Here is a 20,457-nt window from a genome sequence, read left to right on the forward strand (position 1 = left end):
TCGAGAAACGCGGTCCGGGACCTTCTACCTCTCGGCTGAACGCGCTCCGGCGTCGATTTCGACTTCGGCGATGCGCCCGTCGAGTTCGGGCGCGATGGCCGTCTCGCGGGCGTACTCGACCAGCACCTCGTACTGGATTCCGGCCGTCGAGACGCGGTGGTCCTCCCGGAGGGAGGGAAACTCGTCGTCGGTGTGGAGGACGTAGTCCGAGAGCGCGACCGAGTAGGTCCGGTCGTCGGCTATCGGTTCGCCACCGACCTCGACGGACTCGACGCTGTGGCGCTCGGGGTCCCACGCGACTGTTGCGCCGCTGACTTGCGCGTGCCACCAGCCCGGTTCCGCGAAGCCGAGGTCGGGGCTGGCAGCCCACTCGAAGGCCGCCCGGAGTTGTGCGCCCGAAACTTCGGCGACCACCACGCGCTCCTCGAAAGGGGTGACGCTCACGAGGTCGGCGGCAGTGACCTCACCCGAGATGTCGTCGCCGGTCCGGACCCCGCCGCCGTTCTGGAGACCCACGTCGGCGTCGGTCTCCCAGCGGTAGGCGTCGGCGACGAAGTTCCCGAGTCGAGACTCGCCGCCGAACAGCGTCGTCTCCGCGCGGTCGATGGGTTCCGAGACGGTTCCGACCACGTCGTTGAGGCCGGTCTCGGCGAGTCTGGCGCGCATCGCGTCGGCGACGCCCTCGTGAACCGGGGCGTCGCCGACGCGGTGGCGGGTCACGTCGCCAGCGAGGTCCACTTCGAGGACGGCCGACCCGCCGTCGCCGGGCCGGGTAAGCAGGGTTCCGTCCACTCGGTCGCACCGCTCGGTCGGGACGTGACCGCCGAGGATGGCGTCGGCCTCGACGGCGCGGGCCAACTCCTCGTCGCGCTGGCCGAGGTGCGAGAGGACCACGCGGTAGTCGGTGTCGAGGTCGGCCAGCGCGTCTCGGGCGGCCGCGACCGGGTCGGTGAACTCGATGTCGGTCGCCTCTGGGTTTATCGACCCGGTGCGCTCGGTGGTGACGCCGACGACGCCCACCGTCGCGCCGTCTGCTCGTACGACCGTGGCGGGGACGACGCCCGCGTCCGCGGCGAATCGGTCGCCCGACTCCCGGTCGCGCCAGACGTTGGCGCTGACCCACGTCTGGGGCGAGTCAGCGACGAGACTGCGGAGCGCCGAGGGTCCGTGGTCGAACTCGTGATTGCCGAACGTCTCCACGTCAGGGGCGACCACCTCGAAGAAATCGAGCGCCTGCGCGCCGTCTTCGATCAGCGCGAGGACGCCCGGCGAGGTGTTGTCGCCCGACCCGGCGAGGACGGCGTCGTCGCCGTCCAACTCGCGGAGGAGTCCGGCGAGTCGCCCCGCGCGCTCGGGGGTGTCGTAGACGTTCTCTACGTCGGAGTAATGGACGAGGCGGGGAGCCATTTGTTCGGGGTTTCCAGCCTCGGGGTATGATTCCTTCGGGACGCGACGGTCGTCGAAGCGAGGTCAGTACGCCTAAACGCACGGCGCGCGTATCGGGAGGCGATGGACGCGACCACGACGACAGACGACCGGACGGTGTACGTGGCCCGCAACGAGGGCGACCGCGGGTCGAAGGGACCGTTCTTCGTCGTTTACAGCGACGAGTCCCGAGAGGACCGCTACGGCTACCTCTGTGGCAACTGCGAGCGAATCGACAACGCGATGGACTCGATGGGCCGCATCGAGTGCAACGCCTGCGGGAACGTTCGGAAGCCGACCGAGTGGGACGCCGCCCACGAGTGACTGAAGGAACTGCGCCAGAACGGCGAAATCGAAGAATTCGCCTCTCAGCACCGGAACCCGACCATTCGGCTCAACTGACTCGCAAGAAGGTTTATTACCCCGTCCGTGTAACGACTACGTGGATGGCCACTGTTAGCACACCGCCCATCGATCAGGCGAGGACCATCTTCTCCAACTTGGGCTACACCGTCTCCGGCGACGACGGTGACGAGTTCCGAGCCGAACGGAAGTGGCGGGTCGTTCGCGTGACGACCCTGACCGACGCAGAGACGACTCCGAACGACGGAGAGTTACGCTGTTTCGTAACGTGGAACGAGCACGCGTCCGAACTCCGCCAGCGTCTCCGACGGGCGGACACCGAGTACGAGTGGGCGATAATCGGCGTCCGAGAGAGCGGCGACTACGAAGTCCACCGCGCGCCGCCGAGTGCCACAGCAGCGGTCTGACGAAAAATCGTTCCCGCGCCGGACACCCGGCGCGTCGGTTCTCTTTCAATCGACCGGAGAGCGACGCTTACCGCTCGCCGAGTTTCCGGGCCGTCGCGGCGAGTCCGGCTTCCACGTCTACGGCCGCGCCCTGCTCGGAAAGCGCGTCGCCGAGCGCGGCCATCAGGTACGACACCGTCTCGGGCCGCGAGGAATAACCCATGCACCCGATTCGGAAGATGTCGCCCTCCAAGTCCCCGAGTCCGGTGGCGATTTCGAGGTCGTACTGGTCGAGTAGGTAGCTCGTAACGTCCGTGTCGGTCACGCCGTCGGGGACACGGACCGCGTTGAGACTCGGAAGCCAGTAGTCGTCGGGCGCGTTCATCTCCATCCCCATCGCTTCGACGCCCGCCTTGAGCGCGGCGGCGTTCTCGCGGTGGCGCTCCCAGCGGTTCTCGATGCCCTCCTCGGCGACGAGGCGAAGCGCCTCGCGGAGCGCGTAGACGTTCGTGATGGGCGCGGTGTGGTGGTACGAGCGGTCGTCGCCCCAGTAGCCTTCCAACAGCGAGAGGTCGAGATACCACGACCGGGCGTCCGCCTCGCGCGAGAGGACCTTCTCCATCGCGCGGTCGTTGAGCGTGAGCGGGGCCGCGCCCGGCGGACACGAGAGACACTTCTGGGGTCCGGCGTAGGCCACGTCGATTCCCCAGTCGTCCACTTTCAGTTCGACGCCGCCCAGCGAGGTCACGGTGTCGGCGATGACGAGGGCGTCGTGGTCGTGGGCCACGTTGGTCAACTCCGAGACCTGCGGCTGGAGGACGCCCGTACTGGTCTCAGCGTGGACGAACCCGAACACGTCCGGTTGGTGTTCGTCCATCGCCGCGGCCACGTCGGCGGGGTCGAGCGGTTCGCCCCACGGCGCGTCCACGCGGACCACGTCGCCGCCCGCGCGAGTCGCCATCTTCGCCATCCGGCCGCCGAAGTAGCCGTTCGTCGGGACCAACATCGTGTCGCCCGGTTCCACGACGTTGCCGATTGCGGCCTCCATCGCGGCCGACCCGGTGCCAGAGACCGGAATCGTCCACTGGTTGTCGGTTCGGAAGGTGTACCGCAGGAGGTCTTGGACCTCGTTCATAATCTCGATGAACGACGGGTCAAGATGTCCGACCAGCGGGGTACTCATCGCGCGAAGCACCCGCGGGTGGACCTCGCTCGGTCCGGGACCCATCAGCGTTCTGTCCGGCGGCGTCAACTCTCCAACGTCCGGTTTCTCCACCATGTCGCGTGCTACCGCCGGAGGCGACTTAAACGGTTTTAACCCGGAAATTCGGTTATCGCGTCGTTTCGCAGGACGCCGCGGCGCGTAACTCCGCGTTGTCCGACCCCGAGCGCGCGGCCGCCAGCGAAACGCGACGTTTCGGCGACTGAACGGACAGAACGGTCACATCTGTTTATTCCGATGTCCGGCATACGGGAAGACGCCCAGACGGACGCGACGGGGGCGCGTTCGACGGGCGAGACTTTCGAAACGGCACGACAGGACCCGCGGGGGACCGCGGGCGCGACCGACGGACGGCTACGACGAAGCCCGCACGAGGGTGACACCAAACGGGGGAGGTTGGTTCGACCCCGTGCGGGCACGACCGCTTGCCCGAGAGAGGGCGGCCGAGCCGCGGTTGCGACCGCTTGCGCGGCGTCCCGAGCCGTCTTTCCAACACCGGCGGTGGCGGTTTCCGCCCTGCCGACGACCGCCTTTTTCGTACCGAAGCGACACTAGCGAGCCAGCACAACGCCAGTGAGCCAGCGAGTGCGACCGATTACCAGTCGGGGAGACGCTTATACCGTCCGAGCGCCAACGGTCGTACCTATGATGGTCGGACACGCGATGGTGGCGTTCGCAGTCGCCACCGCCGTCGCGGGGCGGCGGTGGCCGAGCGAGCGCGCCCTCGCGTTCGGAGTTACGGCGGGCGCGTTCGCCGCGGTCCCCGACGTAGACATGCTCTACGCCGTGTTCGGACTCGCGCAGGTCGGTCTCGCTGGCGTCTGGACCATGACCGACGCGTTCTGGTCGAGTTCCACCCTCGTCCACCGCGCCGTGACCCACTCGTTAGTGGTCGGTGTCGTCGCCGCCGCGGCGTTCGCGGCGAGCGTCGCGGGCCGCGGTGCCCGCAGCTTCACGGCCGGGGCGTTCCACCGACTCCTCGCGGTCGCACTCGTCGCGGGCCTGACCGCCGTCGCCGTCGCTGAGAGCGGTCTGCTCGGCGGCGCGGTCATGCTCGCGTTCCTGCTCGCGGGTCTGGTCGTCGCGGCGGTCGCGTCGCGCCGGGGGGAGTTCGGCCCGCGGGAACTGCTCGCCGCGGCGCTCCTCGGACTGCTCAGTCACCCCTTCGGTGACCTGTTCACTGGCGCGCCGCCGCAGTTTCTCTATCCGCTGGACGTGCGCCTGCTGACCGAGCGCGTCACGCTACTTGGAGACCCGACGCTCAATCTGCTGGCGGTGTTCGGCGTCGAGTTGGCGACGATTTGGCTCGCGGGCTACGTCTATCTGCGGGCCACCGACCGGCGGGTCCTCCAACACGTTGACACTCGCGCCGCGTTCGGGGCCGCCTACGCCATCGCGGCGGTGGCGATGCCCGCGCCGACACTCGACGTGTCGTACCACTTCGTGTTCTCGATTCTGGCGGTCGGCGCAGTCGGCATCGCGCCGAACCTCCTCCCTCCGAAGTCGGTGCTGTCCGCCGACTGGCACGAGACCGTGACGTGGGTGTTGACCGGGCTGGCGGCGGTGTCGGTCGCGGCGCTAACCTACACGCTGGTCTATCTGATGTACTCGCTCGCGTGAGGTTGTACTCGCCCGCCGATTCGGTCACGTCGCCGCGCTCCGTCCCGACACCCCTGCTTTCATACCGGATCGTTCTCTACGGAGTGATATGGCACGCCGCACCGGGAGGCTCGACCGAGTCGTCGAAGACGAGCGCGTGAACGCCGGTCTCGGCTGGGCGCTCGTGGCGTTTCTCGCAGTCGTCTCGGCCGAGGAGATGCTCGACGGACATCTGCTCTGGGCCGGGTTCACCGCCTTCGTCGGGGCGCTGGCGTTGGTTCCGACAGTCGCCAAGCGCGACTGGATTGTCATGCTCCCGTGGGAGGTGCTGGCGCTCGCGGCGCTTCCCATCTTCGGGCGGTCGATGGCGACGTTTCCGTCGGCCTCGCGGGTGGCAACGTATCTTTCCGTCGCGGCGCTCGCGCTCATCGTCGCCGTTGAGTTGCACGCGTTCACCACCGTCGAGATGACCCACTGGTTCGCGGTGCTGTTCGTCGTCGTCGCAACGATTGCTACCTCGGGAATTTGGGCGGTCGTCCAGTGGCTCTCGGACATCTATCTCGGCACCGCCTTCATCCGGAGCGAACACCGACTCATGTGGGACTTCGTGGCCGCGACGGTCATCGGCGGCATGGCTGGCGTCGTCTTCGAGTGGTACTTCCGGCGGTTCGCGCGCATCGAAGCGCGTCTATCGGGCCAACACGGTGAGCGCCTGTGAGAACCCGCGACCGACTCCGAATCTCCGAGCGCCGACAAACGCAAGTGACCCGCGCGATGGAGGTCGGACTCGTCGTCATCCTCCTCGCGGGACTCTACCGGCGGAACATCGGCGTCGTCGTCAACGCGGGCATCGCGTTTGCCATCACCTTCCTCCCGGCCATCTTGGAACGGGACTACGACATCCCGATGGACGCGGGTCTCACCCTCTGGATTACGACCGCGGTGTTCCTCCATGCGCTGGGCACACTCGGACCGTACCGCAACCCGTCGTTGTGGTGGTGGGACCACATGACCCACGCGCTCTCGTCGTCGCTCGTGGCGGCCATCGGGTATGCGACCACCCGCGCGCTCGACGAACATACCGACGACATCTATCTCCCGCCGCGGTTCACGTTCGTCTTCATCCTGCTGTTCGTCGTCGCGTTCGGCGTCGTCTGGGAGGTCATCGAGTTCGGCGTCGGCGGACTGGCGACGATTCTGGGCAGCGACAAGATACTCACCCAGTTCGGTCTCGAAGACACGATGAAGGACCTGCTGTTCGACACGGTGGGCGGCGTCCTCGTCGCAATCTGGGGCGCGGCCTACCTCTCGGACGTTGTCGGTGCGCTGACCGACCGCCTTGACGGCGGCCGGAGCGCGGAGTAACTGACTCGGCGCACGACTCCGGGAGCGCGCCGGGCGCGGGCGAGTATCCAGCCACGAGCAGGTGTCTGGCGGCGAGCGGGCGTTCGGCCGCGTAGCTTTATCCGTCTCTACGTGGTACCCGGAGTGGCCATGGTGTTCAAGAAAATCACGCTCATCGGCACGAGCGAGGAGAGTTTCGACGCGGCCGCGGACGACGCCATCGACCGCGCCGAGAGAACGTTGGAGAACTTGAAGTGGGTGGAGGTGGACGAACTCGGCGTCGAAGTCGCCAACGCGCCGGACCGGGAGTATCAGGCCGAGGTCACGGTCGCTTTCGAGTTAGAGGGGTAAGGAGAGCGTAGCGCGCTCGGACCGCGACGGTCAGAGATCGAGTTGGTCGAGTTGCCAGACCGCGAATCCGTCGATAGTACCAATATCGGCCCAGCAGACGTCGTCCAAGTCGTCACGCATCGACTCGATGTCGCTCCAGTTCACGCCATCTACGTGGGCACCGAAGGCAACCTCGTGGTCGGTCTCCTCGCTGAAATCGTCGTAGAGCCATTCGAGATGCGTTCTCACCTCGGAGGTGGTCGGGTCGTACGTCATGGCGACGATGCGGTCGATACTGTCGTCGGTGGCGATGGCCGAGAACTGCGAGGCGGTGGCGTTGTTCCCCCACGCGGGGATGGCCGCGAGCGCGTAATCGAGACCCTGCCCGTCGATTTGGGTGGTCAGCGACGAGTCGAGGAGGTGAGTCTCGATACCGGACAGCGTCTTCTGAGCGTCACCGTCGTACGCACCATCTTCCACGTCGATTTGGATGCCGTCTATCTTCTGTCCAGAGGTAGCGTCGGCGTTCCAGTCGAGCATCTGTTGCACGACATCCGCGGCCGCGTCGGCCTTCACGCCGTTGACGACCGGGACGACGCGAACCCCACGGTCGTTCATCCGACCGACGAAGTCGAGCCAGTCGGATTTGTAGCCGGTCTCGAAACCATTGTGAGGAATCATCGGGTAGACGCCGTCTATCGGTTTCTGGTCGAGTGCGGTGGTCAGGTCGGCCGGTTCGTTAAACGTTCCATGTTCAAGACTACCGATCCAGTGGTACAGTCGGTACGTGTCAGTCGTGGCAGCGCTCGCAGACCCCGGAACGAGCGTTCCGACGGTCCCTGCGGCAGCGAGCGAGGCGGTTCCCTTCAACACGGAGCGTCGGTCGTGATTCGACATGTATATTTCGAACAACTCTCCCGGTACAAAAGTTCTTTCAAAATACTATCTAGTCGTTATTATCCTTCCCACCTAGGGACTCGAAACCGTTCGTCGCTCGGCGTCAACATTAACACCCCGGACGCGCAACGATACGGTATGAGTACCGAGACCGCACCCGACGGCGACCCCACGACGAAGATAGAGGTGACACCCGACGCCGCCGACGAAGCCCTCGCGCTGTTGGAGAGCGAGGAGTTGGACACCGGCATCGCTGGACTCCGGCTGTTCGTCCAGCAGGGCGGCTGTGCGGGGCTGTCTTACGGGATGCGCTTCGACGAGGAACCGGAAGAAGACGACACGGTCTACGAGCATCACGAGCTTCGGGTGTTCGTTGACCCCGCGAGCATGAACTACATCGAGGGGAGCGTCGTGGACTACGAGGACGGCCTGCAGGGCGCGGGCTTCCACGTCGATAATCCGAACGTCGTCAGCGAGTGCGGGTGCGGCGAGAGCTTCCGGACGTAGACCGTCGCCGGATCGGAGTCTCGCATCGGGAGGGCCATTCTTATCACATCGAGAACGCTACGTGACGGTATGACCAGAGACGACTCCGTCGAGCCAGTTCCAGAGCGAACTGCGCGCGACGACTCGACCGGGCGGAGAGGACACTCTTCGACAGGGAAGACGCGGAGGACCGAATGGTAGACCTCGCGTTCTCGCTCGGGCGCGTCCTGCTCGCGCTCGTGCTAGTGGTGTTGAACGGCTTCTTCGTCGCCACGGAGTTCGCCTTCGTCCGAATCAGATCCACGGCCGTCGAGGGACTCGTCGCGAAGGGCAAACCGGGCGCGAAGACGTTGCAGACGGTGATGGAGAGCCTTGACGACTACCTCGCGGTGACACAGCTCGGCATCACGATTTCCTCGCTGGGTCTCGGGTGGATCGGAGAACCGGCGGTGGCGGCGCTCATCGAGCCGTTCCTCGGCTCCATCCTCCCGCAGAATCTCGTCCACCTCGTCGCGTTCGCCGCCGGGTTCGGCTTCATCACGTTCCTGCACGTCGTCTTCGGCGAACTCGCGCCGAAGACGATAGCCATCGCGCAGGCAGAACGCGTCTCGCTGCTGGCCGCACCGCCGATGAAGTTCTTCTACTACCTGTTCGTCCCCGGTATTATCGTGTTTAACGGCACGGCGAACGCCTTCACGCGACTTATCGGCGTCCCGCCGGTGACCGAGAGCGAGGAGAGCCTCGAAGAAGAAGAGCTTCTGATGGTACTGGGTCGCTCGGGCAAGCAGGGTCACATCGACAAGTCCGAGGTCGAGATGATAGAGCGCGTGTTCGACCTCGACGACATCACCGTCCGGGAAGTCATGGTGCCCCGCCCCGACGTGGTGAGTGCGTCCGCCGACCTCCCGCTGTCGGACCTCCGCCGACTGATAATCGGCGAGGGCCACACCCGCTACCCGGTCGTGGAGACCGACGACAGCGACCAAGTCGTCGGCTACGTTGACGTGAAAGACGTGCTAGAAGCGAGCGAGTCCACCGACGGAGCGACCGAATCCGTCACGGCCGGGGACCTCGCGCGCGACCTCACCGTCGTTCCGGAGACCGGCCGCATCAACGACCTCCTCACGGAGTTTCAGGACGAGCAGGGCCAGATGGCCGCAGTTATCGACGAGTGGGGGTCGTTCGAGGGCATCGTGACGGTCGAAGACCTCGTGGAAGTCGTCGTCGGCGACCTCCGAGACGACTTCGACGTGGACCACCGCGAACCCACCATCGAGCGACGGAGCGACGGTGTCTTCACCGTTGACGGTGGCGTCGCTGTCTCGGACGTTAACGAGCGACTGAACGCCGACTTCGAGGTGTCGGACTTCGGGACGCTCGGCGGTCTGGTGCTGGACCGTCTCGGACGCGCCCCGGAGGTCGGCGACCGCATCAAGACTGACGGCTACTACCTCGACGTTGAGGAGGTCGAGGGTGCTCGGGTCTCGACGGTCGTCGTTCGAGAGCGAGGCGACGCGAGCCGAGCGAGTCAATCCAGAGAGACGAGAAGCGAAGACGAACCCAAGCGAGCGGACCCCTCGGACGACGAACCAGCGAGGTGAGGGGTCTCAGTCCTCGAATCGCTTACGCACGCTCTCGGCGTGGCCCTCAAGTCCTTCGGCTTCCGCGAGCGTCGTAATCGTCGCCGAGAGGTCGTCTAACCCGCCCTCGTCCAAGCGCTGGACGGTCGTCTCGCGCACGAACGTATCGACCGACAGGCCGCCCGTTATCTTCGCCGCGCCGGTGGTCGGCAGAACGTGGTTGGTGCCGCTGGCGTAGTCGCCCGCGGCGACGGGAGTGTAGGGTCCGAGGAAGACGCTTCCGGCGCTGTCGATGCGGTCCAGAATCTCCTCGTCGTCGTCGGCCTGAATCGAGAGGTGTTCGGCGGCGAACTCCTCGGCGAACAGGACGGTCTCGCTCGGCGAGCGCGCGAGCAGGACGCCGCTCTCGTCGCTTTCGAGGGCCTTCCGGGCGGTCTCGCTCCGCTCGCGCTCGGGGAGTTGGGCCTCGATTTCCTCGGCGATTGCCTCGGCGGTCGCCTCGTCGTCGGTCACCGCGACGACCGACGCCTCGGGGTCGTGTTCGGCCTGCGCGACGAGGTCCGCGGCCGCGAGTCGCGGGTCCGCGGTTTCGTCGGCGACGACCAACACCTCGCTCGGTCCGGCGAGGAAGTCAATGGCCACGTCGCCTCGAACCTCTGCTTTCGCCGCCGTCACCCACTTGTTGCCCGGCCCGACGACTTTCTGGACGCGGTCTATCTGTTCGGTGCCGTAGGCCAGCGCGGCGACCGCCTGCGCGCCGCCGACGTTGAACACCGCGTCAGCGCCAGCGGCGTGGATGGCCGCGAGCGTCACGGGGTTCATCTCCTCGGCGGGCGGGGTCGCCACCGCGACCTGCTCGACGCCAGCGACCTTCGCCGGGATGACGCCCATCAGCGCGCTGGAGGGGTAGGCCGCGGCCCCGCCGGGGACGTAGACCCCGACGCGTTCGAGCGGTCGGAACCGACGACCCAACTCGCGGCCGTCGGCGAACTTGCGCCGCCAGTCTTCGGGGCGTTGGGCTTCGTGGAACGCCCGGATATTCTCGGCGGCGGTCTCGATGGCGTCTCGAATCTCGTCGTCGAGTTCGTCGTAGGCGCGCTCGGCCTCGTCGGTGATGTCTAAGTTGCCGACCGAGACGCCGTCGAACTCCTCGCAGAACTCTCGGACCGCCACGTCGCCTTCCTCGCGGACGCGAGAGACGATGTCGCGCACGTCCTCGCGGACGCCTTCGATGCCCGCGTCGCGGTCGAACAGCGCCCGTCGGTCGTCGGGACCGAGGTCCGCCAGCTTTCGTACGTTCATGGAAGACGGTTCGGAGCGCGGGCGAAAAACGGTTTCCTTCCGGGTCGTCGCGTCCACTGATGGCGGACCGAGGAGCGAAATCGGAGCGGGAGAGCGTGAGAGGGCAGACCGAACAACGAACGAACAAATCCTGTTCCGCATAAATAAAGAGATAAGTATAACGATTCGCTCAATTTCTCCTAAATGAGACGTTTACTCGTTCGAGGCGCTGTTCTTCTGTGTGCGATTCTGGTACTCCTCCCGATAGCCGTCGGCGGCGTCGGACTGCCGGGCGACGTGTCCGCCGACGCAACGGGGACGCCGCCGACCAGCGACGTGGTCGGCGACGCGACGAACGCCTCCGCCGGAACTGTGAACAAGACGACCAAGATAATCGACATTTCGAACGAGCGGACGTCGATATATCTCTCGTCTCAGCGCGTCGCAATCGACAACGGCGAACAGGCCCACCTCGAGTTCAGCGCCGTCAACTACGTTACGAACGAGCGGCCGATGACGGTCCAACTCATCTTTCAGGCACCGAGCGGGGTCTCGGTTACTGGCGTCAACGATATCGACGAAGGCGACAACCAGTACGTCGCCACGCGGAGCCTCGAACCCGGCGGGGAGTTCGGCACTCGCATCACCATCGACCCCGAGAGTCCGGGCGAGTTCCCCGTCACCGCGAAGGCAGTGTACTACTTCGGTACGAATCGCTCCGACGGAGAGGGCAAAGAGGTGGAACTCGACGTTACCCATCGCCCACCGCCGAAATCGAGTTCCGAGAAGGTGGTCTCAGACATAGCGAGTACCCCATCTAGTCTGTTAGGCGGGTTCTCAGAGTCGCTCCCCGGCGAGTACGCACCGCTAGTTCCCACGATAGACGAGAGCCAGCAGTTCGTGGTATTCCGTTTCAATATCGTGTACGCGCTCTTGGACTCGCTGTTCATCGGGTTCTTCATTTTCTTCCTGTTAGAGATGGGCGACGACGATAACGAGGGGAATTTCGACTTGGCAGCCCTCCTCTCGGCGATTCTCACACCGATACTCATGGTGGGTGGACTCACGAGAGTGACGCTCCTCGCTTCGATAGCTATCCTGCTGGTAATCGTCGGTCTCTTCCTCGTGATGGTCGTGCTTTCGGCGTTCATGTAGCACGCAACGACCGACTCGTTTCGCCGTCGAAAATCGAAACGGGAAGGGCGTTCGCCGAGCGCGAAGCGGTTCAACAGCTATCGGTACTTTGGAAGAACCTTCCGGGGTCTGTGACCGTCAGAGTCGCGGTGTAGTGGCCCGAGGCATCGTAACTGTGGCTGACAGTCTCGCCAGTCACGGCGGTGTCGTCGCCGAACTCCCAGTCGTAGGACGCGACTGAGTCGTCCGAGTCCGACAACGCCGAGCCATCGAACGAGGCGACCGCTCCGGCGGCGCTTCCGAGCGACTTCAACAGGGTGCGTCGTTGCAGATTCATCGTTACTCACCCCCGGCTTTTGTCCGCGAAGAACTCCCACAGTATCTGGCTCGCGTCGGGACCGCCCGGCGCAGTGAACTCGCCACCGGACTCGCCGCCGGACCATGCGTGGTCCATGCCCTCGACCATCCATTTCTCCACCACGGCGTCGCCACTCTCGTCGTGATACTCGGAGGTGGTGTAGCTGTAGGAGTCTGACGTGCCATCGCGCACCACGTCGGCGTCGTAGTCGATGCCGTCGTCGTCGGTACCGTCGGCGGCGAGGTCGTTGGTCTGAGTCGCCTGTTCGGCGGCCTGATGGCCGTTTATCGGGTCAACTGTCGTGTCGTCGGTGCCGTGGAACACGATGGTTGGCAGTTCGCTCGTGATGCCGTAGTCCTCCATCGACTCGTAGGCCTGCGTACCCTGACTCTGCGGGTCGGGTCCGCCGTCGGACATCGCGGTCGTTCCGCCGTAGGAGGTTTCGGCGGCGTCGTACTCCAGTCCGGAGTGGACGCCCCCCGCGGCGTAGATATCGGCGTACTCCGCGAGCATGTTCGGAACCATCGCCGCGCCCGCCGAGAGACCCGCGACGTAGACGCGGTCTGGGTCGAGTCCCTCCGCTTCGACGGTCTCTTGGGTCATCCCGGCGATGACCGCGGCCTCGCCGTTTCCGCGGGTAGTGTTGGCATCGTAGTACCAGTTCCAACACAGCAGGCCGTTCCGGGCGTTGTACTGGTCGGGGTAGATAACCGCGAACCCCTCCCGGTCGGCGACCTCGTTCATGCGCGTCTCCTCGCGGAACTGGTCGGCCGTCTGGGAACAGCCGTGGAGCATCACGACGAGGGGGTCGCCCGCCCCGACGCCGTCCGGGACGTACTTCCAGTAGTCGAAGCCGCTGTAGTAGTGGTTCGTGTACGAACCCGAGACCGCCGCGGTTCCGACGCCGCCGAGAACGGTCGCCACACCGACTGCGCTACCGGCCGACTTGATGAGCGTGCGTCTATCGCAGTTCATGAGGTGACATAGCGTACCACTGGACGGAAGGTAATCTAACCAGAGGTTAATATATAAATTTTATCTGGTGAAAATTTATAGAATGGCGGCTCTCGAACGGCGCGACACCGACGCGAAGTTCGAGTCAGCGAGACGCTCCACGACGGAGACCAGCGGATTTATTCGCGGGTTAGAGCAAATCAACCCGTGACCTCCGAACGGACTGCGCCGGGTGATTCGACCGCCGAGAGCGAGTCGAGTCGGTCGCCGACCGACGAGTCCGGCGCGAGCGCGACGACCGGTCGTGAACCCGTGGAACGTCGTCTCGAAGACGCGCTGGAGCGAGTTGCCCACGGCGCGAGCGTCTCCGTGCCAGCCATCCTCCTCCAACGCGGATTGACGCTTGCGTTCACCGCAGTCCTGACGAACGGCTTCTCCGCGGGCGCGTACGGGGTGTTCGCACTCTCCCGGCGGCTTCAGCGATATCTGCTCCGGCTCACACTCGGGTTCCGGAGCGGCCTAAGCCGATTCCTGCCGAACGCCGACTCGGACGCCGAGCGCGACGTGCTCGCCACGTTCGCGGGACTATTGCTCGTGGGCGTCGCCACCGCGTTCGGCACTATGCTGTTCGTTGCTGCACCGCTAGTGACGCGAGTCGCCGACGAAGGCGCGCAGTTCGAACTCTTCTTGCGCATCTTCGCGGCGGGTCTCCCGGCGAGCGTCTGGCTGTTCACCGTGACAGAGATTCTGCGTGGTCTCGAAGCGGTCGGGCCGCTGAATCTTACGCTCCGGGTCTGCTTCCCGACCGCGCAACTCGCAGTGGGCGCGGTCGCCGCCTTCGTCTTCCGCGACCTCGCGCTCGCGGCCGCGGGCGTCGTGTTCGTCATGGGATTGTCGGGCATCGGAGCGGCTGTCTGGCTCGTCCGCGAGCGCGACTTCCGACCCCGTATCCGGGGCGGGGACGCCGCGCGACTCCGGCGAAAATACCTCTCGTTTACACTCCCGCTGTTCGTCGGCGGGGTCGCCACGACGACCCAACGGCTCGGCTTCTACCCGCTCATTGCGGTGTTCCTCTCGAGCGTCGCGGGCGGCGTGTTCGCGGTCGGCGTCCTCGTCGGCACGCTGGTCCGTCTCCCGCTGATGGGTATCAACCAGTTCATCCCGCCAGTCGCCGCGGCGCTCCACGAAGAGGGCCACCGGGACGCGCTCGGCCGACTCTACCACGTCACGAGCCGACTGGTGCTGGTCGGCGTGACGGGATTGGCGATTCCCGTTATCGTCTATCGAGAGACGGTGATGGGCCTGTTCGGCCCGACATTCGTCGAGTACGCGCCGCTCTTGCCGGGGTTCGTCCTCGCGCAGTACGCCGCCTGCGCCGCGGGCAGCGCCGGCATCTTGCTGACGATGACCGACCACCAGCGGGCGCTCCTCGTCGTCAACGTCGTCATCACGGCGTTTCTGGTCGTGACGGCGATTCCGTTAACTACGAGGTTCGGACTGCCGGGGCTCGTCGGGAGCTATCTGCTAATGCTCACTATCAACAACGGTCTGGAGGTGGCGGTGCTGTATTACCTCGAAGGGTTACAACCGTTCACGCGCCTCCACGCGAAGCCATTGATCGCCGGACTTCCGTTGGCACTCCTCGCTCTTCTCGTCCGGTTCGCGCTCCCTGACGTCGTGGCGCTCGTCGTCGGGACCGCGCTCGGTCTTTTCGCGTACGCCACGTCGCTCCGACTGCTCGGCTTTACCGCCGTCGAGCGACGACTCGGCGCGACGCTGGTCAAGCGATACCGCGACGAGTTGTGGGACGCCGTTCAGTAAGGGCGGGAGCTTCGACGACTCTTTGCCGTAGTCACTGTCGAGGACGACGCTGAGTGTCGTCGCGTTCGAAATACAAAACCCCCTTCAGGACTACTTCCTGAAGAGGGTGACAGTATGAATGGTAGGCGGCGAATCGGATTTCCCAGAGGCTCGCGCACTCCAGTACTCCCCGAAACGCAGGCGGGCTTAACTTCCGTGTTCGGGATGGGTACGGGTGTTTACCCCACCGCTCTGGCCGCCTTAACGCCGACTCGCGGAATCGAACCGCGAACAATTGTCCAACGTCGGTAGCTCGATGCAAACGACCGTATGTGTTTTGTGCAATCCAGTTTGCGCCTGGACCCGATGTAATCAATCGGGCGCAGTGCGGTGATGAATGTGTGGCTTGACCAGTTAGTGCTCGCGGACTCAACGCCTCGTTGCCTCGGCGCGTACATCCCAAGTCTATCGAACTCGTCTTCTACGAGCGGTCTCAGATGGTATCTCTTTTCCAGGTGGGTTTCGAGCTTAGATGCGTTCAGCTCTTACCCCGTGATGCGTGGCTGCCCGGCACGCGCCCTTTCGGACGACCGGTACACCAGTGGCATCCAATCGGAGTTCCTCTCGTACTATACGATCGTTCCCGTCAGATACCGTAACACCCCCAATAGATAGCAGCCGACCTGTCTCACGACGGTCTAAACCCAGCTCACGACCTCCTTTAATAGGCGAACAACCTCACCCTTGCCCGCTTCTGCACGGGCAGGATGGAGGGAACCGACATCGAGGTAGCAAGCCACTCGGTCGATATGTGCTCTTGCGAGTGACGACTCTGTTATCCCTAAGGTAGCTTTTCTGTCATCTATCGCCCGCATCAAGCAGGCTGATAGGTTCGCTAGACCACGCTTTCGCGTCAGCGTCCCGCGTTGTGAAGGACACTGTCAGACTTCCTTTTGCTCTTGCGCTCTGTTCCGCGTTTCCGACGCGGATGAGGAAATCTTGGGGCACGCTCGATATCTTTTCGAGCGTGTACCGCCCCAGTCAAACTGCCCGGCTACCGGTGTCTTCCTCCCGGAGTGAGGGTCACAGTCACTGACGGGTAGTATTTCAATGCTGGCTGGGTGGTCCGCTAGCGCGGATACCTCTGTAACGCCTCCTACCTATGCTGCACATCAGCGACCGTGTCCCAGCGACAGCCTGCAGTAAAGCTCTATAGGGTCTTCGCTTCCCCTTGGGGGTCTCCAGACTCCGCACTGGAACGTACAGTTCACCGGGCCCAACGTTGGGACAGTGACGCTCTCGTTGATCCATTCATGCAAGCCGCTACTGAAGCGGCAAGGTACTACGCTACCTTAAGAGGGTCATAGTTACCCCCGCCGTTAACAGGTCCTTCGCCCCGTTGTACCGGGTGTTCAGATACCTGCACTGGGCAGGATTCAGTGACCGTACGAGTCCTTGCGGATTTGCGGTCACCTATGTTGTTACTAGACAGTCGGAGCGTCCGAGTCACTGCGACCTGCTCCTATCCGGAGCAGGCATCCCTTATCGCGAACTTACGGGACTAACTTGCCGAATTCCCTAACGTCGGTTGCTCCCGACAGACCTTGGCTTTCGCTGCCAGAGCACCTGTGTCGGATCTCGGTACGGACGCTATACTCCCTTTTCACGGGCCCTAGGTAACATCAACTTACGCTGTCTCCAGCTTCGTTCGCTTCGTGCCATTACGGCTTCCACGAAGTTCCTGGATTCGACCGGGCGAAAACCCGGCTTGATGGTTCCCAAGGCGTCGGTTTTGTTGTATAGCGGCACAGGACTATTAACCTGTTTCCCTGTTGTCTCATTCGAGTTGCGGTGAGACTTAGGACCGGCTAACCCTCGGCTGTTCAGCATTGCCGAGGAACCCTTGCTCGTCAGGTCGTCGGGGTTCTAACCCGACTAACGCTGCTACTATGACCAAGATTTTCGTTCCCGGTCGGTCCACGCGAACTCTCGCCCGCGCTTCCATCCGAACGGAATGCCAACCTACTCAGTTACGGTGTTATCCGTATGGCCAGGTCTCGGTGGTAGACTTGAGTCCCGATCATTTTGGGCGCCTCAAACCTCGGCCGGTAAGCTGTTACGCTTTTCTTAGAGGGTAGCTGCTTCTAAGCTCACCTCCCGGCTGTTTAGGGCTTGAGACCACCTTCAAATTACACTTAGTCTACACTTTGGGACCTTAACCCAGCTCTGGGTTGTTCCCCTCCTGGTGCACAGGCTTACCCCGCACACCGGAGTCCCTGCGTCGACGGCGTTCGTAAGTTTGGAGTTTGACAAGGGGACCAACTCCTCTCGGAGTTGGTTCCCCTAATCGGTCGCTCTACCTCACGAACTACCTCGACAGAGGTCATGCTTCGACATGTTTCGGTTGGAACCAGCTGTTGCCAGATTCGATGGGCCTTTCACCCCTACACGTAGGTCACGGGAGGGTATTGTAGGACACCATCCCTAACAGGCCTCCACGTGCCTTTCGGCACGCTTCACCTTGCCCACGCGTAGATCATCTGGTTTCGGGTCGCATCCGCTTGACTCCCCGCCCTTGAAGACGGCGGCCCTCGCACAAAGTGCTGCGGCCATGTTGGTTTCCCTATGCCTACCCGGATGAACCGGTTAGGCTCGCCAATCAGATGCACTCCTTGGTTCGTTTTTCAAAACGTACGATGAGACACCGGCTCCCTGCAAGTCCTACTGCGAGTTTGCACTCGTCTCGTTTATTGCAGGGCCTTTCGAGCCTCATCGCTCGATCGCCAACTGATTTCAGGCTCTATTGCACCTCCCTTTGTGGGGTGCTTTTCAGTGTTCGCTCACGCTACTTGTTCGCTATCGGTCTCGAGTCGTGTTTAGTCTTCGCGGTCGATGCCCGCGATATTCACAAGGAATTTCCAATCCCTGTTACTCTGGAGCTGACGCACACCGTACTAGAACTGAATACGGGGCTTTCACCCTGTATCGCGCTCCGTTCCAGAAGACTTCTTCTGTTCGGTCGGGTGCTGCAAGTCAGTCCGAAACACCACATTGCCCGTGAGGGCTTCGGTTTGGACTGTGTCGGGTTCACTCGCAGTTACTAACGACATCTCTTGCGATTTCTTTTCCTGCCGGTACTAAGATGTTTCAATTTCCGGCGTTCCCTATTGCGCAAGGCAATTGCTAGGGGATTCCCATTCGGAGATCCTGAGTTCTTCGCCTCCGTGCGGCTCCCTCAGGCTTATCGCAGCTTGGCACGTCCGTCATCGGCGCTCGAGCCGAGCCATCCACCAGCTGGCACAGTAGCCACGCTGTTGGTAAACATCGCACTGTGACCCGGATTGACTGCATCGGATCCAGTGGACGCCTGGATTGCACGTACATACGGTCGTCATCGTCACGTCCTACAGGTGGTGTAGGAGCGTGCATCGAACCCTTCCTACACGCGCTCTCACGGTGTAGTGCATCGGTTGTCTCGGACTTGAACGTTCTCTCGTCTCCCACTTAAGGGACACGGTTCACGTCAAGCCCAATCAGAAATCCATCAGGAATCGAACCTGAGACTACCTCCCGAAGGAAGGTGCTCTGCCACTGAGCTATGGATTTGTCCCCGCTCGGGGACGATTGTGTAGCTCTGGTAGTTCTAAGGTGCTCGGTCGGTATAGCGAACGAGTCGTCGAGGAACCCTCGCGTGTCCGTCACAATGACGGACGAGTCTGTGGGCCATCCCCGTCGGGGATGGTCCCGTGCGTTAGGAGGTGATCCAGCCGCAGATTCCCCTACGGCTACCTTGTTACGACTTAAGCCCCCTTGCGAAGCCCAGATTCGACCCGGGAACCGGGCCTCATCCGGACCTCACTCGGGTGCTTTGACGGGCGGTGTGTGCAAGGAGCAGGGACGTATTCACCGCGCTCTTCTGAAGCGCGATTACTACCGAATCCAGCTTCATGAGGGCGAGTTTCAGCCCTCAATCCGAACTACGACCAGGTTTCAGAGATTACCGCCCTCTCTCGAGGTTGGAACCCGTTGTCCTGGCCATTGTAGCCCGCGTGTAGCCCAGCTCATTCGGGGCATGCTGACCTACCGTTGCCCGTTCCTTCCTCCACGTTAGCCGTGGCGGTCTCCCTAATGTACCCAGCCACCACAAGGGTGCTGCTGGCAATTAGAGATGCGGGTCTCGCTCGTTGCCTGACTTAACAGGATGCCTCACGGTACGAGCTGACGGCGGCCATGCACCTCCTCTCTGCAGCCTCAGGTAAGCTCATCACACTGACCTTCATTACTGCAGTCGGAGCTGGTGAGATGTCCGGCGTTGAGTCCAATTAAACCGCAGGCTCCTCCGGTTGTAGTGCTCCCCCGCCAATTCCTTTAAGTTTCATCCTTGCGGACGTACTTCCCAGGCGGCTCGCTTCTCGTCTTCACTACAGCACAGCGCACACTCGTAGTGTGCGCCATACTTAGCGAGCATCGTTTACAGCTAGGACTACCCGGGTATCTAATCCGGTTCGTGACCCTAGCTTTCGTCCCTCACCGTCGGGTCCGTCTTCCTGAGGCGCTTTCGCCACCGGTGGTCCGTCCAGGATTACAGGATTTCACTCCTACCCCGGACGTACCCCTCAGGTCTTCCGGCCCCAAGCCAGCTGGTTTCCGCCGGACGCCCACGCGTTGAGCGCGTGGATTTCCCGACGGACCTGTCTGGCTGGCTACGGACGCTTTAGGCCCAATAACAGCGGCCATCACTTGGACTGCCGGTATTACCGCGGCGGCTGGCACCGGTCTTGCCCAGTCCTTATTCTTGCACCACCTTACGGTGCAGAAAAGCGAGGACTATATGCCCTCGCACTCGGAGTCCCCTTATCGCACTGTCGTGCAGTGTAAAGTTTTCGCGCCTGCTGCGCCCCGTAGGGCCCGGAATCTTGTCTCAGATTCCGTCTCCGGGCTCTTGCTCTCACAACCCGTACCGATTATCGGCACGGTGGGCCGTTACCCCACCGTCTACCTAATCGGCCGCAGCCGCATCCTATAGCGCTAACGCATTTCTGGCTCTCGACACTCCAGTCTGAGAGTCGTATCCAGCATTAGCCTCAGTTTCCCGAGGTTATACTGGTCTATAGGGTAGGTTGGCCACGTGTTACTGAGCTATCTGCCACGAGTATAAACTCGTGCGACTAGCATGGCTAAATCGGACTCCGATAGCAATGGCCTCCGGCAGGATCAACCGGAATGGTTGCCGAGCACGCAATGGCTCGGTGGGTTTCTGGCGGAGACACATATATCGTGTCTATCTTCTATGGTCCG

The 20,457-nt window shown here is 63.2% G+C and carries 16 protein-coding genes and 3 rRNA genes; 10 read left to right on the plus strand and 9 right to left on the minus strand.

The features are described from left to right. Nucleotides 1-24: 24 nt before the first annotated feature. Nucleotides 25-1,407, minus strand: a complete 1,383-nt coding sequence (locus EP007_RS00760) for a bifunctional metallophosphatase/5'-nucleotidase (protein ID WP_128475833.1) — start codon at nucleotides 1,405-1,407, stop codon at nucleotides 25-27. A gap of 102 nt (nucleotides 1,408-1,509) precedes the next feature. On the opposite strand from EP007_RS00760, the gene EP007_RS00765 reads away from it, so the two are divergent. Beyond that, nucleotides 1,510-1,749: a DUF5816 domain-containing protein gene (locus EP007_RS00765; RefSeq protein ID WP_128475834.1), complete on the plus strand. Its 240-nt coding sequence runs from the start codon at nucleotides 1,510-1,512 to the stop codon at nucleotides 1,747-1,749. A 122-nt stretch (nucleotides 1,750-1,871) separates the two neighbouring features. Beyond that, complete coding sequence (locus EP007_RS00770) at nucleotides 1,872-2,195, plus strand: DUF7116 family protein (protein ID WP_128475835.1); 324 nt, start codon at nucleotides 1,872-1,874, stop codon at nucleotides 2,193-2,195. A 67-nt stretch (nucleotides 2,196-2,262) separates the two neighbouring features. Here EP007_RS00770 and EP007_RS00775 read toward each other — a convergent pair whose 3' ends face one another. After that, nucleotides 2,263-3,453 carry a pyridoxal-phosphate-dependent aminotransferase family protein gene (locus tag EP007_RS00775; RefSeq protein WP_208023512.1) on the minus strand — a complete coding sequence of 397 codons (1,191 nt, stop codon included), beginning with the start codon at nucleotides 3,451-3,453 and terminating at the stop codon, nucleotides 2,263-2,265. A 588-nt stretch (nucleotides 3,454-4,041) separates the two neighbouring features. Between EP007_RS00775 and EP007_RS00780 the strand changes: the two genes are divergently transcribed. The 4 genes from EP007_RS00780 (at nucleotide 4,042) to EP007_RS00795 (ending at nucleotide 6,690) form a co-directional block, all read left to right on the plus strand. Beyond that, on the plus strand, nucleotides 4,042-5,016 hold the full coding sequence (locus EP007_RS00780; protein ID WP_128475836.1) for a metal-dependent hydrolase: 975 nt from the start codon (nucleotides 4,042-4,044) through the stop codon (nucleotides 5,014-5,016). A gap of 88 nt (nucleotides 5,017-5,104) precedes the next feature. Beyond that, a complete protein-coding gene (locus tag EP007_RS00785) occupies nucleotides 5,105-5,713 on the plus strand; it encodes a hypothetical protein (protein ID WP_128475837.1) in 609 nt (202 codons plus the stop codon). Continuing rightward, nucleotides 5,710-6,360, plus strand: a complete 651-nt coding sequence (locus EP007_RS00790) for a hypothetical protein (RefSeq protein ID WP_128475838.1) — start codon at nucleotides 5,710-5,712, stop codon at nucleotides 6,358-6,360. The genes EP007_RS00785 and EP007_RS00790 overlap by 4 nt, the downstream gene beginning before the upstream one ends. 129 nt (nucleotides 6,361-6,489) lie before the next feature. Beyond that, nucleotides 6,490-6,690: a dodecin gene (locus EP007_RS00795; RefSeq protein WP_128475839.1), complete on the plus strand. Its 201-nt coding sequence runs from the start codon at nucleotides 6,490-6,492 to the stop codon at nucleotides 6,688-6,690. A 30-nt stretch (nucleotides 6,691-6,720) separates the two neighbouring features. Here the strand turns inward: EP007_RS00795 and EP007_RS00800 are convergent, their stop codons facing one another. Further along, on the minus strand, nucleotides 6,721-7,566 hold the full coding sequence (locus tag EP007_RS00800; RefSeq protein ID WP_128475840.1) for a twin-arginine translocation signal domain-containing protein: 846 nt from the start codon (nucleotides 7,564-7,566) through the stop codon (nucleotides 6,721-6,723). Nucleotides 7,567-7,704: 138 nt separating this feature from the next. Here EP007_RS00800 and EP007_RS00805 point away from each other — a divergent pair, with 138 nt between their 5' ends. Both EP007_RS00805 and EP007_RS00810 read left to right on the plus strand, forming a co-directional pair. Next, entirely contained in the window at nucleotides 7,705-8,073 is a 369-nt protein-coding gene (locus EP007_RS00805; RefSeq protein ID WP_128475841.1) for a HesB/IscA family protein, read from the plus strand. 173 nt (nucleotides 8,074-8,246) lie between these two features. Beyond that, nucleotides 8,247-9,653: a hemolysin family protein gene (locus EP007_RS00810; protein ID WP_128475842.1), complete on the plus strand. Its 1,407-nt coding sequence runs from the start codon at nucleotides 8,247-8,249 to the stop codon at nucleotides 9,651-9,653. 6 nt (nucleotides 9,654-9,659) lie between these two features. Here EP007_RS00810 and hisD read toward each other — a convergent pair whose 3' ends face one another. Beyond that, on the minus strand, nucleotides 9,660-10,934 hold the full coding sequence (gene hisD / locus EP007_RS00815) for a histidinol dehydrogenase (RefSeq protein ID WP_128475843.1): 1,275 nt from the start codon (nucleotides 10,932-10,934) through the stop codon (nucleotides 9,660-9,662). Nucleotides 10,935-11,117: 183 nt separating this feature from the next. On the opposite strand from hisD, the gene EP007_RS00820 reads away from it, so the two are divergent. Then, nucleotides 11,118-12,068, plus strand: coding sequence for a hypothetical protein (locus EP007_RS00820; protein WP_128475844.1), 951 nt, complete (start codon nucleotides 11,118-11,120; stop codon nucleotides 12,066-12,068). Nucleotides 12,069-12,138: 70 nt separating this feature from the next. On the opposite strand, the gene EP007_RS17845 is transcribed toward EP007_RS00820, so the two are convergent. Beyond that, nucleotides 12,139-12,384: a PKD domain-containing protein gene (locus EP007_RS17845; RefSeq protein WP_128475845.1), complete on the minus strand. Its 246-nt coding sequence runs from the start codon at nucleotides 12,382-12,384 to the stop codon at nucleotides 12,139-12,141. 6 nt (nucleotides 12,385-12,390) lie between these two features. Further along, nucleotides 12,391-13,380 carry an extracellular catalytic domain type 1 short-chain-length polyhydroxyalkanoate depolymerase gene (locus tag EP007_RS00830; RefSeq protein WP_128475846.1) on the minus strand — a complete coding sequence of 330 codons (990 nt, stop codon included), beginning with the start codon at nucleotides 13,378-13,380 and terminating at the stop codon, nucleotides 12,391-12,393. Between the two features lie 186 nt (nucleotides 13,381-13,566). Here EP007_RS00830 and EP007_RS00835 point away from each other — a divergent pair, with 186 nt between their 5' ends. Beyond that, nucleotides 13,567-15,180: a lipopolysaccharide biosynthesis protein gene (locus tag EP007_RS00835; protein ID WP_128475847.1), complete on the plus strand. Its 1,614-nt coding sequence runs from the start codon at nucleotides 13,567-13,569 to the stop codon at nucleotides 15,178-15,180. A gap of 120 nt (nucleotides 15,181-15,300) precedes the next feature. On the opposite strand, the gene rrf is transcribed toward EP007_RS00835, so the two are convergent. From rrf to EP007_RS00850, 3 genes are all read right to left on the minus strand, one after another. Continuing rightward, nucleotides 15,301-15,423 (minus strand): 5S ribosomal RNA (rrf, locus tag EP007_RS00840). Nucleotides 15,424-15,555: 132 nt separating this feature from the next. Beyond that, a 23S ribosomal RNA gene (locus EP007_RS00845) occupies nucleotides 15,556-18,474 on the minus strand. Between the two features lie 438 nt (nucleotides 18,475-18,912). Then, nucleotides 18,913-20,384 (minus strand): 16S ribosomal RNA (locus tag EP007_RS00850). Together the 16S, 23S and 5S rRNA genes form the textbook arrangement of a ribosomal RNA operon. Nucleotides 20,385-20,457: the final 73 nt, after the last annotated feature.

It is taken from the genome of Halorussus pelagicus, from assembly GCF_004087835.1.
GTDB lineage: Archaea > Halobacteriota > Halobacteria > Halobacteriales > Haladaptataceae > Halorussus > Halorussus pelagicus.